Consider the following 14526-nt stretch of genomic DNA (forward strand, 5'->3'; position numbering starts at 1 on the left):
CTTGGCTGTCGGAAAAGCTCTCGGCACCCTTCCTACACCAGGAGTCTCGTCCCCACGACCGTGCTCAGGTCGGGTGCGAGCCGCAGTTCCGTCGCGCGGAGGGCGGGATGCCCCAGCCAGTGCAGCCGGGCGAGGTCCGGCACGCCCTCGTGCAGCGGCGGCCAGCCGGTCGCCGGGGTGAAGTCGTCGACGACGACCGTCCCGCCGGGCGCGAGCAGCCGCTCGACGTCGGCGGGCGTGTCCCCGGGCACCTTGCCCTGCCCGCCGCCGTCGAGCACGAGGAGGTCGAAGGGGGCGTACTCCTCGATGCGCCGCCAGTCGCCGCCCAGCACCCGGACGCCGGGGCGGTCGGCGAAGACCTCGGCCGCCGACCGCGCCCGCTCCGGATCCCGCTCCACGCTGTACAGCCGCACACCCGGCCCCGCCCCCGAGGCCAGCCAGGCCAGGCCGACGCCGAGCCCGGTGCCGGTCTCCCCGATCCGGGCCCGGGCGCCGCCCGCCAAGGCGTGCAGCAGGCGGCCCTGTTCGGGGCGGCAGGAGCAGGGGAAGCCGGAGGCGCGGGCGGCGGTGAGGGCGCGTTGCACCAGGGGCGGGATGCCGTCCATGCCGGTGTACGCATCAGTACCGAGAATCGCCATACAGCCACTTCTACCCGACAGATACGGGCGGGTGGGTGGGCAGAACGACGTCAGCGACAACACAGCTCACGTTGTCAGGGCCCCCCGCCGCATTGGCCTCATCGATCAGCAACTGCCCCGCACCCTCGCAGGCGAGCAACTCCTTGATCCGCTCGTCCGGGACGACCCCGGTCAGCCCGTCGGAGCACAGCAGGTACCGGTCACCGGCCCGAGCCTCGTGCAGCCGAAGATCCGGAACCGGGGCCATACCGCCACCGAGGGCCTTCATCAGCAGAGCCCGCTGCGGATGACTCGAGGCCTCCTCCAGCGTCAGCCGCCCCTCGTCGATCAGGGACTGAACCACGCTGTGGTCGTGGGTGATCCGGAACAGCTCACCGTCCCGCAGCAGATACGCCCGCGAGTCCCCGATGTGCACGAGCGCCAGCTTCGACCCCGTCCACAGCAGCGCGGTCAGCGTGGTGCCGTTCTGCTCGCCGCCCTCCGCGAGGTCATGGACGGCCTCGCTCGCCCCCCGTACCGCGTCCTCCAGCACGTTCAGCACGCTGCCGGCCGCGATCTCCTCTCCATCGTCCAGAAACCTCAGCGCCTCCACGGCCGCGCTGCTCGCCGGTGCCCCCGCCGGCCCGAACCCGTCGGCCACGGCGAGCAGCCTGCGGCCCGCGTACACCGTGTCCTGGTTGGCCGGGCGGACCTGCCCACGGTCGGAGTGGGCGGAATAACGCAGTTCCAGCATGGTGGTGTGGTCCCTTCTCGTCTCGCCGGTCAGCTGGTCGACGAGGAACGCGGCGAGATCCCGCCGTACGGCCGTCTCCGCCTCGACCCGCGCCCAGTACGCCCGGATCTCCGCCGCGGCATCCGGCGGGTCCAGGGCGCACACGGCGCGGATCTCGGCCAGCGGCATGCCCAGCCGCCGCAGCCAGGCCACGAGCCGGGCCTGCCGCAGCTGCCCGACGGCGTAGTACCGGTATCCGGTGCCGGGGTCGACCCGGGCGGGCCGCAGCAACTCCAGCTGGTCGTACAGCCGCAGCGCCTTGGGCGACAGCCGGCTCGCCCGGGCGAAGGCACCGATCGTCAGCAGTTCCATGAGGCTCCTCGCGCTCCTCGTCGTCCGCCACCGATGCTGGGGCTTCACCAAAGGTGAAGGTCAAATGCGCTGTCGTGGTTCCTGTGAGGCTTGTTAGCCTCCCAGCCGATCGAACCGTCGTACGACAGGGAGCCCGCCGTGCCCCGAATAGCCCTCGCCACCTACGACCCCGGAGCCGAGCCGAACAAGGACAGCGACCTGCCGGTGCTGGTGCGGGCGCTGACCGACGCCGGGGCCGAGGTGGAGGCCCGGCACTGGGACGACCCGGACGCCGACTGGGGCGCCTACGAACTCGTCGTCATCCGGTCGACCTGGGACTACAGCTGGCGCGCCGAGGAGTTCGGGGCCTGGGTGGAGCGGGTCGGCGCCGTGACCCGCCTGGCCAATCCGCCCGCCGTGGTGCGCTGGAACTGCGACAAGCGCTACCTCGGCGAGCTGGCGGCGGCCGGCGTGCCCACCGTCCCCACGCGCTACATCGCTCCCGGCGAGCCCGACGACCTGCCCGCCGACCACGAGTACGTGATCAAGCCGACCTCCGGCGCGGGCGCCCGGTTCGCCGCCCGCTACACCCCCGCCGAGCACGAGACGGCCGTAGGACAGCTGGCGCGGATGCACGCGGAGGGCTTCACCGCGATGGTGCAGCCGTACGTGCGGGACATCGACGTCAGCGGGGAGCGGGCGCTGCAGTTCTACGGCGGCGGCCTGCTGCACGCCAGCCGCAAGGGCGCCGTCCTCGCGCCCGGCACCCCCTACGACGCCGACAAGGTCGCCCACCCCGACCTGGCGCCCTGGCAGCCCACGGACGCCGAACTCGCCGTGGCCGAGAAGGCGTTGGCGGCCGTGCCCGACGCACGGGGGCTCCTGTACGCGCGCGTGGACCTCGTCGACGGGGAGGACGGACAGCCGCGCGTGATGGAGCTGGAGCTGGTGGAGCCCAACCTGTTCCTGTTCCTGCACCCGGCCTCACTGCCACGCGTCACGGCGGCGATCCTGGCGGCGGCCGCAGGGGAGTAGCGCCTGTCCCGCGCATCAGCCCTGGGCCGGCCCGACCGTGGCCCGGCAGGCCTCGGCGTACGCCCGGACCAGTGGCCGCCCGTCGTCCTCGCGGCGCCACGCGAGGGCGTAGCGGCTGGGGCCGATGCCCCGGACCGGGCGGGTGGCGACGCCGCCCAGGGTGATCAGCGGGGCGTTGCCCTCGGCGAGCAGGCAGACGCCGAGGCCGGCGACCAGTGCCTCGTACGTCTCCTCCGCCCCGGCGATCTCCGCGCCGACGCGCGGCGGGCGGCCCGCCCGGGCGTCCAGGGCGAGCCAGTAGTCGCGCAGCGGGCCCGCGGTCTTCGGCAGGGCGAGGAACGGCTCGTCGAGCAGGTCCGCGAAGTCGATCTCCGCGCGGACCGCGAGCGGGTGCGTGTCGGGAAGGGCGACCAGGCGGGGCTCCTCGGCCAGCACGGTCCAGGCGTAGCGCTCCTCGTCGGGCAGCGGCAGCCACACGAAGGCGACGTCCGCGCTGCCGTCCGCGAGGCCCGCCGTCGGGTCCTCCCAGCTCACCTGGCGCAGCCGGGCGGTGGCCTCGGGGTGCGCGGCGGTGAAGCGGGAGCGGATGGCCGGCAGCAGCCCGCCCCGGCCGGGACTGGTGCTCATGCCCACCACGAGCGTGCTGCGCTGCGCCGCCTTGGCCGCCTCCACCGCGGCCGCGCCCTCCTCCCACGCGGCCAGCACCTGCCGGGCGTGCGGCAGCAGCGCCTCGCCCGCGGCCGTCAGTGCCACCCCGTGCCGATCGCGGCGCAGCAGCTCGGTCCCCAACTGGCGCTCCAGCGCCCGGATCTGCTTGCTGAGCGCGGGCTGCGACACGTACAGCTGCTCGGCCGCGCGCGTGAAGTGCAGCTCCTCGGCGACCGCGACGAAGTAGCGCAGATCCCGGGCATGGACGTCCATGGTCATAACCATTGGCTATCACCGTGGGTCTTGGACGGGCAACGGCATCCGGCAGCAGGCTGGTGCGTGTCAGGAGACAGCAGGAACCACGGGGAGTTGTCGTGAACAAGGTATGGCTGGTGACCGGTGCGAGCAGCGGCTTCGGGCGGGCGATCACGGAGGCGGCGGTCGCCGCGGGCGATGTGGTGGTCGGCGCGGCCCGGCGTCCCGAGGCGTTGGACGACCTGGTGGCCGCGCACCCCGACCAGGTGGAGGCGCTGCGCCTGGACGTCACCGACGCGGCCGCGGTCGAGGAGGCCGTACGGGACGTGGTGGCCCGGCACGGGCGGATCGACGTGCTGGTGAACAACGCGGGTCGCACCCACGTCGGCGCCGTCGAGGAGACCACGGACCAGGAGCTGCGGGACCTGTTCGACCTGCACGTCTTCGGCCCCGCGGCCCTGGTGCGGGCGGTGCTGCCGCACATGCGGGAGCGGCGCTCGGGCGCGATCGTGCAGATGAGCAGCATGGGCGGACAGATGTCCTTCGCGGGCTTCGGCGCGTACAGCGGCACGAAGTTCGCACTGGAGGGCATGTCCGAGGCGCTCGCGGACGAGGTGCGGGAGTTCGGCGTCAAGGTGCTGATCGTGGAGCCGGGCGCGTTCCGGACCTCGCTGTTCGGCACCGGCCGGGCGGGCGTCAGCGCGGACAGCGGGGTGTACGCCAAGGTGGGCGAGACCCGCGGGTTCGTCGAGGGCGGCGACGGTACGCAGCCCGGTGACCCGGCCAGGGCAGCGGCCCTCATCCTGGCCGCGCTGGAGGCGGAGCACACCCCGCTGAGGCTGCCGCTCGGCGAGGACGGGGTGAGCGCCGTCCTGGCCCACCTCGACCAGGTCCGCCAGGACGTCACGGCCTGGGAGAAGCAGGCCAGGGCCACTGCCTTCGACGCGTAGGACCCTTTGGTGCCGCCCTCTGGACCCTTTTGTATGCGGATCGCGGTTCATGTGCGGATCGCGGTCCGCTGCAGCAGCCCCCAGGTGAACTCGGCGACGACCTCGTGCCGTACGCCGTCCCGGTCCGGGGCGGTGAGGGCCAGCCCCCAGCGGGTGGGGGCCGTGCCCTCCAGCGGGCGGGCCGGGGCGAAGGCGCGGGCGGCCTCGTCCACCGTGCAGGACCAGGGGGTCAGGTCGTCCAGGGTCTCAAGCTTCGGCGCCGGGGCGCCGGGCGCGCGTACCAGCCACTCGTTCCAGACCGTGCCGTCGGGGGAGACGAGCACCTCGAAGCGCAGACCGGGCCAGAGGGGCAGCGCCCACTGCCGGGCCTCGCAGTCGACGTCTCCGAGGCGGCGCCGGACGACGGCCTCGGGCTCACCGAGGACCGAGCGGTAGCGGGCGGCGGACCGCGACCTCGGCGACCGGACCATCGCCTGCCACCGCTTGTTGGCCTCCCGCATGTCCGCGATCGACGCGCCGAGCGTGCGCCGGGCGTCCTCGACCAGGTCCGGGTTGTGGTCCGCCATGCGGCGCAGCAGCACCAGCTGGAAGTCGAGTTGCATGACCCCCATGGTGCCCGGCTTGTTCCCGCCCATTGCCCGCGCACCCCGTGATGACTAGCCTGTGTTCGTCATGCCGATCGTCTGTTGAAATCTCGAACACAGACGCTTAGACCCAAGGGAGGGGGCCGGACGTGGGACGCCTCGTGCCTGCCGTGACCCGGGCTCTCGACATTCTTGAGCTGTTCCTGGACGGGGACGGGACGCTCTCCGCCCCCGACATCGTGCGCAAGCTGCAGCTGCCGCGCACCACCGTGCACGAGCTGGTCACCACGCTCGCCGCACGCTCGTACATCGTGCAGGTGCCGGGACAGCCAGGACGCTACCGGCTCGGCGTACGCCCGTACCAGCTCGGCAGCCGCTACGCCGAGCAGCTCGACCTCGCGGCCGAGGGCCAGCAGGTGGCCCGCTCGGTCGCGGAGACCTGCGACGAGACGGTCCACGTGGCCATCCTCGAGGGCACCGACGTCATCTACATCGCCAAGGTCGACTCCACGCACGCCGTGCGCATGGTCTCGGCCGCCGGCCGTCGGCTGCCCGCCCACTGCACCTCCGTCGGCAAGATGCTGCTGGCCTCGCTGCCGGAGCAGGAGCTGGCGGCGCGGATCCCGGACGGTGCCGAGCTGACCGCGATGACGCCCAACAGCATCACCGATCCGGCCGCGCTGCGCGAGGCCCTGGCGGAGATCCGGCAGCGGGGCATCGCGGTGGAGAGCCGCGAGTCCAACCCGGACGTGTCGTGCGTGGCGGCCCCCGTGCGCGACCGCGCGGGCCACGTGGTCGCCGCCCTCTCCATCTCGGTCCCCATGATCCGCTGGAGCGAGGAGCGGCGGGCCGAGCTGGAGCAGCTGGTCGTGAAGGGCGCGGCGGAGCTGTCGGAGCGGCTCGGCCACCGGAGCGTGGCATGACGGCGTACGAGGTCGCCGTGCCGGCTCAGGCGGCGCTCGGGGAGGGCCCGACCTGGGACCCCGCGACGGGCCGCCTCATCTGGCTCGACGTCCTGGGCATGCGCGTCCACACCTACGACCCCGCCTCCGGCCGCCGCACGATCCGTACGACGGAACAGCACGTCGGCGCGGCGAAGCCCCGCGCGAGCGGCGGCCTGGTGCTGAACCTGCGCGACGGCGTCGGGCTCCTCGACCCCGACGACACCTTCCGCTGGCTCCACCACGAGCCGGTCCCCGGCCGCCGCGCGAACGACGCGGCCGTCGCTCCTGACGGGTCCCTCTGGGCGGGCACGATGCGCTATGACGAGGCGACGGGGGGTGGCACGCTGACCCGCCTCACCGGCGACGGAGACGTCCGGGTCGTCCTCCCCGACGTCACCGTCAGCAACGGCACGGGCTGGAGCCCCGACGGCCGGCTCATGTACTACGCCGACACCCCGACCCGGCGCGTGGACGTCTTCGACCACGACGCCGAGGGCATTCGCAACCGGCGCACGTTGGTGGAGATCGAGCAGGGCGCCGGCTTCCCCGACGGCCTGACGGTCGACGCGGAGGGCTGTGTGTGGGTGGCGCTGTGGGACGGGGGAGCGATCCGCCGCTACACGCCGTCCGGCGACTTGGACCGCGTGCTCACGTTGCCGACTCCGCGTACGACGGCCTGCGCGTTCGGTGGCCCGGACCTGGCCGACCTGTACATCACGACGGCTCGCACGGGACTGTCGGCGCCGCATCCGATGTCGGGCTCGGTGCTGGTGGTGCCGGGGGTGGGGAAGGGTCTGCCGCAACCGGTGTTCGAGGGCTGAGCGGAACCGCGGAAGGCATCAAGAACTCCCGCATGTGACGCTCCTCCGGTCTGGTCTGTTCCAGGGACGGGAACAGTCAGTCATGTGCGGCAACGCTCTGCTGGGCGGCCGCATGCGCGCGGACTGCCTCGATGTCGTCGGGGTGGCGCAGGATCCGGGAGACGGCCCCGATCTCCCGGAGCAGGCTCGTGGTGTCGGGCCCGGCGGCCGCATCGGCCGGCTCGGGGTCACGGCCCTTCGACTCGATCGCGTCGAGGATGCTCACCGTGGCCGCCAACACCCGGGCCCGCTCCGGAGGGTGCCCGAGGCCGAGGGCGGCGTCGTACGACCGCCTGTCCAGGCCGGTGTCGATGTGCCGGGCCAGTGACAGCAGAACGTCCCGGATGAACGTCTCGCGCCGGGTCAGCCGCAGCTCGGGCGTGGCTCGCAGCACGAACGGCACGCCCTCCCCGCCCACGGATCGCATCAGCTGGTACAGCGGCCGTAGTTCGCGGTGGGCGAGCCGGACCCGCCAGCGGTCGTGGAGGTACTGGCCGGCGTGCGGCAGGATGAAGCCGACCGCGACGAGGATGGCGGACAGCGAGGCGACCGGTGGGGCGAGATTCGTGCTCAGCCAGTCCAGGTCCTGCCCCCACCAGCGCGCGAAGACAGCGGTCAGCTTGGACACGTTGAAGATGATGTCGAGGACGTAGCCGGCGCCCAGGAGCTTCAGGCCCCAGCGCAGCCAGCCGTCCAGTCCCTCGGTGCGCACCCAGTTCCAGATCTGCTGGGAGGTGATCAGGACGGCCACGGCGTGCGCCACGAGGTACAGCAGGATCTCCTCGCGCATGAACGGGGTGGTGGCGTAGTAGGTGTCCAGGTCCCGCAGCCGCTCCTCGGGCACGTCGGCGAGCAGGAACAGCACCCACAGGGCTGCGATCACCCCGGAGTACACCAAGATCACCCAGCGCACCGCCCGCCGGGTGGCGTCCGAGCGGTCGGACAGGCCGTTGCGCCAGGTGATGATCAGCAGTAGGCAGGAGCCGCACATCGCGGTGATGAGCGAATAGCACCAAGGCGCCGAGATGTTGGGCACGCCGATCAGCCGGTTGACCCGGGCGATGGTGGACGGCGCGCAGAACACGAAGACCGCACAGGCGAGCAGCAGCACTCCGCCGACCGCGCGCAGCAGGGGGTCCCGCCATAATCGGATGATCGTGGGCAGCTTGAACACCAGGGCGGCGGTGAGTACCGCGGTGGGGATCCAGAAGGAGATGTAGAACTCGTCGAGGAGGCCTGAGGGGTCCAGCGCCAGCATGGTCACCGCGTGGCTCCTCCGCGTCCGCGATAGCCGAGGGAGCGCTGGACCCGCTGGACCGGATCGAGCGGCATGCCGATCCCGGGACCGGTGAGACAGGGCCGGAACAGCGTGGCCAGCCGGTGGCCGAAGTCGTCGGCCTCGGCCTCGTCCGTCTCGCGGGAGCCGTTGCGGGCGGCCACCGTCAGGGCCATGTCGCGCCAGCGGGGCTCGCCCGCGAGTGCGCGGGCGGCCGCGGCCCCGGCCAGGTGGTGGTGCCGGTGCCCGGCGTGCAGATGCCACAACTCATGGCCGAGGATGACCAGTTGCTGCACCGCCTCGGCCCGTTCCTCCACGATGACGAGGTCGAAGTCCTGGAACTCCACCCACAGGCCGGTGACCTCGATCTCGTCCGGGAAGCGCTCGAAGCGCAGCTCCACCGGCCGCCCGGCCCGCCGTGCGGCCATCTCCTCGCACAGCGCCTGGCACAGCTCACGTACACCGTCGGGTGGTTGCGGTCGCGCGCGGACGGCGGCGGCGAGGTCGGCGGCCAGGGTGCGCATCGCCGGGCCCGGACGGGAGCCGCAGAGCCTTGCGGCCAGCCGTGCCACCCGCTGCCGCGCACCCGCGATGGTCATCGGTCCCCCTTCTCGCCGCCGGTGTGCGGTTCGTCCGAGCGTACGCGCCTGGATGTGTCCGCGTCAGGTGATCGGACGGCCGTTGTTCAACGAGGAACGACTGCTTCCGCTCCCGTGGCGAGCGAAAAGCCTGCGTCCAACCCATTGACGCGCAAGCGCTTCGATTCTACGGTCCCGTTCGAAGTTGCGAGCACTATTCGATATACCGAACGGTGGGGCAAGGTATGGGACAACCTGGCCTGAATCGCAGGCAACTTCTAGGAGCGGCGTGCGGATTGGCGGTGGCCACGAGCTTCGGCTTCGCGGCCCTCGGCAGCGGAGCCGACGCGCTCGCCTCCAGCGCCCGCACGCGGGTGCGCTACTGGAACCTCTTCAGCGGCGGCGACGGCGGCAACATGGTCGCGATGGTGGACGCCTTCCACCGGGCCAACCCGGACGTCGCGGTCAAGGCCTCCACAGGCACCAATCACCCCGCGATCGGCGTGGCCACCTCACCCACCGGCCTCCCCGGCACCTGGACCGACCACGGCAAGGCCTTCTCCTCGGAGAAGACGGACACCTGGAACGCCATCGACCCGGCCGTGATCCACGCCGACGGCAAGCTGTGGATGGCGTTCGGCTCGTACTGGACCGGCATCCGCATGGTCGAACTGGACCGCAGGACCGGCAAGGCGCTCCCCGGCGCCCCGGTCCACCACCTGGCGACCCGCCCGGACGCCCCCTACGCGGTGGAGGGTGCGTCGATCCTCCACCACGGCGCCTACTACTACCTCTTCGCGTCGTACGACGCCTGCTGCGCGGGCGTGAACTCGACGTACAAGATCAGAGCGGGCCGCTCGACGTCGATCACCGGCCCGTACGCCGACAGCACGGGCACCCCGCTGCTGCAGGGAGGCGGCGACCTGCTCCTGGCAGGCCACGGCCGCTACATCGGCCCCGGCGGCGAGTCCACGTTCCGCACCCACGGCAAGACGTGGCTGGCGTACCACTACTACGACGCGAACGACAACGGCACCCCGAAGCTAGGGCTGAACAAGCTCGGCTGGCGTGCAGGTTGGCCTGTTTTCCAGTGACACGAGAGGGACCCATGAGCAAGAGCACCGCCCGCTTCACGCTGGACCCCGCCTTCACCATCGGCGAAGTCAACCCCCGTCTCTTCGGCTCCTTCGTGGAACACCTCGGCCGCTGCGTCTACACGGGCATCCACGAGCCGGACCACCCGACGGCGGACGAGGCAGGCCTCCGCACCGACGTCCTCGACCTGGTCCGCGAACTCGGAGTCACCACGATCCGCTACCCCGGCGGCAACTTCGTCTCCGGCTACAAGTGGGAGGACTCCGTCGGCCCGGTCGAGGACCGCCCCCGGCGCCTCGACCTCGCCTGGCACTCCACCGAGACCAACCGCTTCGGCCTCTCCGAATACATCGCGTTCCTCAGGAAGCTCGGCCCCCAGGCCGAACCCATGATGGCCGTCAACCTCGGCACGAGAGGTGTCGCCGAGGCCCTCGAACTCCAGGAGTACGCCAACCACTGCGAAGGCACCGCCCTGTCGGACCTGCGTGTCTCCCACGGGGACAAGGACCCCTTCGGCATCACACTCTGGTGCCTCGGCAACGAGATGGACGGCCCCTGGCAGACCGGCCACAAGACGGCCGAGGAGTACGGCCGTATCGCCGCCGAGACGGCCCGGGCCATGCGCCAGATCGACCCCTCCGTGGAACTGGTGGCCTGCGGCTCCTCCAGCCAGTCCATGCCCACCTTCGCCGCATGGGAGGCGACCGTCCTCCAGGAGACGTACGAGCTGGTCGACCACATCTCCCTGCACGCCTACTACGAGCCGGTCGACGGCGACCTGGACTCCTTCCTCGCCTCCGCCGTCGACATGGAGTCCTTCATCGAGAACGTGGTGGCCACGGCCGACCACGTGGGCGCCCGCCTCAAGTCCAAGAAGAAGATCAACCTTTCCTTCGACGAGTGGAACGTCTGGTACCTCTCGCGCTGGGAGGAGTACGCGAAGACCATCGACCGGACCGGCTGGCCGGAGGCCCCCCGCCTCCTGGAGGACAACTACAGCGTCACCGACGCGGTCGTCCTCGGCTCGCTCCTCATCGCGCTGCTCCGGCACGCCGACCGCGTCACCGTCGCCTGCCTCGCCCAGCTGGTCAACGTGATCGCGCCGATCATGACCGAGCCGGGCGGCCCGGCCTGGCGGCAGACGACGTACTTCCCGTTCGCGCAGGCCTCCCGGCACGGCCGCGGCGAGGTCCTCGACGTCCGCGTGGACTCGCCGACGTACGAGACGCGGAAGTACGGCGAGACGGACCTGCTGCACGCCACCGCGGTCCGCGCGGCCGACGGCACGGTCACCGTCTTCGCCGTCAACCGCGGCCGTACCGAGCCGCTCCCGCTCGAAGTCGCCCTGAACGGCCTCGACCTGACGTCCGTCGTCGAGCACAGCGCACTCGCGGACGCCGACCCCGACGCCCGCAACACCCTGGAGGACCCCGAGCGGGTCACCCCGCACCCGGTCGAGGGCACCACCCTGCGGGACGGCACCCTCACCGCCGTACTGGAGCCCCTGTCCTGGAACGTGATCAGGCTTGCCTGAGCGGTCTCAGCGGCCGGGGGAGGGCACCGGAGTCACCGGTGTCCCCCCGGTCGCCCGGCCCAGCAGGGTCAGCTGGACGTTCCCCGGGCCGGACAGCGTGGTGAACTCCGAAAGGACCGCCAGCGCGAGGGTGTTGGTGCCCCGGGTGCGCAGGATGCCGTTCGGCAGGACGAAGGTGTGCTGCGGGCCGACGTTGTTGATGTACTGGCCCATGTTCCAGCCGTTGAGGAAGATCTGCGCCCGGTACGCCCGGTACGGGTCGTCCTCCAGGGTCAGGCCGATCGAGGCATCGATGTCGGCCGGGACCGACAGCCGGAAGGTGGTCCGGTACCAGGTCACGCCCTGCCGTCGCTCGGCCCGCGGGAAGGTCACCGCCTTCCAGTCCCGGTCGCGGAAGCCGGGCAGGTGCCAGCCCTCCCGCTCGCCGTACAGGCCGCCGTTGTTCTGCGGCCCGCGCACCGGATCCGGCCTCGCCTCGCCCTGGATCCGCCACGTCACCTCCGGCGAGGCCCCCTTGAAGAGGGCGGCGGTGAGGCCGCGGGCCACCTTGTGGGTGTCCAGCGCCTTGCCGTCCTGGTCGTGCTGCATGCGCCGGACCAGGACCGACAGCACGTGCCGGCCGGAAGAGCGCAGCCGCTCGTCCACCGGGAAGACCGCGGTGGCGTCCCAACTGCCCTTCCTGACCGTGGTGTTCTTGTCCGGCACCGGCATCCGGTGGGTGCCCAGCGGCTCCCCGTCCAGCCACGCCATCAACAGGCCCTGCGTGCCCGTGGTGTAGGCGAGCGAGACCTCCTCGATGTCGGAGGAGTCGGTGAACGTGCCCCGGTACCAGACGTCCCCGTAGTGGAAGCCGTAGTCGTCCGCGAACAGCACCGGCCGGCCGTCCGGGACCGGAGTGACGCTGTACGACGACGTCCTGTCCGCCTTCTTCCAGGACGAGTCGTCGAAGTTGGGCCCGGCCTCCGGGTTCTCGGTCCGCATCCGCCAGCGGCCCAGCCGGGGCAGCACCACCTCCGGTACGGAGGGCAGCATCCCGGTCGTCATCACGCTTCCGGACATCGTGATCCGGGTCGGCACCTTGCGCCCGTTCCACACCAGGCTCGTGATCCCGCGCGGCCCCCACACCTCCACGCTGGTCTCCCCGATGACGTCACCCGTCAGGTGGACCTCGGAACCGCGCACTTCGGCGTGGCGCAGCAGCGAGGGGCCGTACACCAGCAGGGTGCCGGCCGGGGTGTCGAACGGGAAGATCCGCACGGCGGTGGCGTCGTCCGCGAAGAGCAGCAGCAGCGGGATGTCGCTCTCGCCCTTGGCGACCAGCACCCGGGTGAGGCCGCCCTGTCCGAGGATCGCGTTGACGTGCAGTTCGTTGCCGTCGTACGCCCAGGCGCCCTCCGGGTCGAGCCGGGTGACGTACGGCTCCTCCGGGCACTTCAGGACCAGGTCCGCCATGTCGTCGCGGCGACCCGCGAACACGGCGATGTCCTGCCGCCCGGCCGTCACGCACAGCATGGGCTGGGCGGTGGAGTACTTCAGCGTCCGATGGCCCAGGCGGAGTCCGGTGGTCAGCATGCGGGCGTCGCGCGGCGGCACGGTGATCCGCAGGTCGCCGGCGTTCGTGGGCAGATCGGTGGTGACCGGCTCGGTCCCGTCGTTGCGGGCCACGTACACCTGGGTGCCGGTGTCCGGGTTGGAGAGGTGGTAGACCTTCAGCCCCTCCGCCTTGACCTCCGCCGCCCGGTCCAGCCGGGCGAAGTCGGGCACGCGCTGCAGCAGATGCCCGAGCTGGTGCATCGGGGCGATCTTGTCGGTGACGTTGCGCGCCTCGTCGATGGCGGCCCCGTAGTCGTACGACGTGTAGACGACCGGTGCGGGCAGCCAGCCCCACGACGTCCCGCCGAACGTCATGTACACGTTGTGCAGGGTGATCCCGTTGGCGAGGTTGGTGAGGTAGAAGCGGCGCTCGTAGGCCGCGTCCCGGGTGCGCCGCGACTCGGCGTACCCCTTGCCGTCGAACCAGGACCCGCCCCACGGGTCGAACCAGCCGCCCCCGAACTCGGGCATGAACCCGGGCGTGCGCGGCGAGGCGGTGGACCCGCCGGTCGGCCCGCCGGGCCCGAAGGTCCCCCAGTCGGGCGGCGCCTGGGACGGCGACGGATACCCGTCGAAGCCGTACAGCCAGCCGCCCTTCTCCCCGTCGGTGTCGAACGCCCCCGGGACCCAGTGGCCGTTCCTGCCCTTGTCGTTGTGGAAGAGCGGGACGTCGATCCCGTCCGCCCTGACCTTCTTGTACAGGTGGGACATGTAGTCCCGGCCGGTCGCCTCGTCGACGTGGGAGTCGTACTCGTTCTCGATCTGGTAGAGCAGGATCGTGCCCCTGCCCTGGGTGAACAGGTGCCGGCGGGCGATCCGGTTCACGTGGGTCAGCCACTCGTCGACGTGCGACAGATAGGCCGGGTCGGCGGTGCGGGCCGTGCCCTTCGTCGCCGTCAGCCAGCCCGGGAAGCCGCCGCCGTCGATCTCGGCGTTGATGTACGGGCCGGGCCGCAGGATGACGTACAGCCCGGTCTCGGCGGCCGTCCGCAGGAAGAGGTCGAGATCCCGGACCCCGGTGAAGTCGTACCGGCCGGGCGCGGGGGAGTGGTAGTTCCACGCCACGTAGATGCTCACGGCGTTGTACCCGTGCGCTCGCATCTTCTGCAGCACGTCCCGCCACAGGGACGGACTCGGCAGCCGGAAGGGATGCATCTCGCCGGACCACACGACCAGCCGCCGGCCGTCGACCAGCAGCGAGTAGTGGTCGTACCCGATGGTGTGCTGCTCCCCGTCGGCGCGCGGCGGGGCGGGCGCCGGGCCGGTCGGCACACTGCGCGCCGCGTACGCCGAAGGCGCCCCGGGGCCGCCGCTGCCGCCCAGGGCGAAACCGAGCGCGGCCGAGCCGGCCAGGGCACTGAAGGTACGTCTGCTGAGCGCCAAGGTGGATCCTCCCGGGCGATCTTACGGGGGCGCGGTCCGGCCATTCTCCATGGAGATGCGCCCCACAATGGACCCATGAGGATCTCGGCG

General features: G+C 71.8%; 13 protein-coding genes. 6 read left to right on the forward strand and 7 right to left on the reverse strand.

The features are described 5' to 3' along the window. Window positions 1-32: 32 nt before the first annotated feature. Both ACWC5O_RS22315 and ACWC5O_RS22320 read right to left on the reverse strand, forming a co-directional pair. A complete protein-coding gene (locus ACWC5O_RS22315) occupies window positions 33-638 on the reverse strand; it encodes an O-methyltransferase (RefSeq protein WP_450591131.1) in 606 nt (201 codons plus the stop codon). Window positions 639-648: 10 nt separating this feature from the next. Next, a complete protein-coding gene (locus ACWC5O_RS22320) occupies window positions 649-1722 on the reverse strand; it encodes a MerR family transcriptional regulator (RefSeq protein ID WP_450591133.1) in 1074 nt (357 codons plus the stop codon). 138 nt (window positions 1723-1860) lie between these two features. Between ACWC5O_RS22320 and ACWC5O_RS22325 the strand changes: the two genes are divergently transcribed. Next, window positions 1861-2736 (forward strand): ATP-grasp domain-containing protein, encoded by an 876-nt coding sequence (locus tag ACWC5O_RS22325; protein ID WP_450591135.1) that lies wholly within the window; start codon window positions 1861-1863, stop codon window positions 2734-2736. A 15-nt stretch (window positions 2737-2751) separates the two neighbouring features. On the opposite strand, the gene ACWC5O_RS22330 is transcribed toward ACWC5O_RS22325, so the two are convergent. Further along, a complete protein-coding gene (locus ACWC5O_RS22330) occupies window positions 2752-3663 on the reverse strand; it encodes a LysR family transcriptional regulator (RefSeq protein ID WP_450591137.1) in 912 nt (303 codons plus the stop codon). Window positions 3664-3758: 95 nt separating this feature from the next. Here ACWC5O_RS22330 and ACWC5O_RS22335 point away from each other — a divergent pair, with 95 nt between their 5' ends. After that, window positions 3759-4589: an oxidoreductase gene (locus ACWC5O_RS22335; protein ID WP_450591139.1), complete on the forward strand. Its 831-nt coding sequence runs from the start codon at window positions 3759-3761 to the stop codon at window positions 4587-4589. A 47-nt stretch (window positions 4590-4636) separates the two neighbouring features. On the opposite strand, the gene ACWC5O_RS22340 is transcribed toward ACWC5O_RS22335, so the two are convergent. Continuing rightward, window positions 4637-5224 carry a hypothetical protein gene (locus ACWC5O_RS22340; RefSeq protein WP_450591140.1) on the reverse strand — a complete coding sequence of 196 codons (588 nt, stop codon included), beginning with the start codon at window positions 5222-5224 and terminating at the stop codon, window positions 4637-4639. Window positions 5225-5322: 98 nt separating this feature from the next. Between ACWC5O_RS22340 and ACWC5O_RS22345 the strand changes: the two genes are divergently transcribed. Both ACWC5O_RS22345 and ACWC5O_RS22350 read left to right on the forward strand, forming a co-directional pair. Continuing rightward, window positions 5323-6096: an IclR family transcriptional regulator gene (locus tag ACWC5O_RS22345; RefSeq protein ID WP_450591141.1), complete on the forward strand. Its 774-nt coding sequence runs from the start codon at window positions 5323-5325 to the stop codon at window positions 6094-6096. Further along, complete coding sequence (locus ACWC5O_RS22350) at window positions 6093-6938, forward strand: SMP-30/gluconolactonase/LRE family protein (protein WP_450591143.1); 846 nt, start codon at window positions 6093-6095, stop codon at window positions 6936-6938. The genes ACWC5O_RS22345 and ACWC5O_RS22350 overlap by 4 nt, the downstream gene beginning before the upstream one ends. 76 nt (window positions 6939-7014) lie before the next feature. Here the strand turns inward: ACWC5O_RS22350 and ACWC5O_RS22355 are convergent, their stop codons facing one another. Together ACWC5O_RS22355 and ACWC5O_RS22360 are read right to left on the reverse strand one after the other, a co-directional pair. Next, complete coding sequence (locus ACWC5O_RS22355; protein ID WP_450591194.1) at window positions 7015-8235, reverse strand: MAB_1171c family putative transporter; 1221 nt, start codon at window positions 8233-8235, stop codon at window positions 7015-7017. Window positions 8236-8237: 2 nt separating this feature from the next. After that, window positions 8238-8852, reverse strand: a complete 615-nt coding sequence (locus ACWC5O_RS22360; protein WP_450591144.1) for a toxin-antitoxin system, toxin component family protein — start codon at window positions 8850-8852, stop codon at window positions 8238-8240. 281 nt (window positions 8853-9133) lie between these two features. Here ACWC5O_RS22360 and ACWC5O_RS22365 point away from each other — a divergent pair, with 281 nt between their 5' ends. Both ACWC5O_RS22365 and arfA read left to right on the forward strand, forming a co-directional pair. Beyond that, window positions 9134-9925, forward strand: a complete 792-nt coding sequence (locus ACWC5O_RS22365; protein WP_450591145.1) for a family 43 glycosylhydrolase — start codon at window positions 9134-9136, stop codon at window positions 9923-9925. Window positions 9926-9939: 14 nt separating this feature from the next. Further along, window positions 9940-11460 (forward strand): arabinosylfuranosidase ArfA, encoded by a 1521-nt coding sequence (gene arfA / locus ACWC5O_RS22370; RefSeq protein ID WP_450591146.1) that lies wholly within the window; start codon window positions 9940-9942, stop codon window positions 11458-11460. 6 nt (window positions 11461-11466) lie between these two features. Here arfA and ACWC5O_RS22375 read toward each other — a convergent pair whose 3' ends face one another. Continuing rightward, window positions 11467-14436, reverse strand: coding sequence for a glycoside hydrolase family 35 protein (locus tag ACWC5O_RS22375; protein ID WP_450591148.1), 2970 nt, complete (start codon window positions 14434-14436; stop codon window positions 11467-11469). Between the last annotated feature and the right edge of the window lie 90 nt (window positions 14437-14526).

Source organism: Streptomyces sp. NPDC001450, assembly GCF_053597295.1.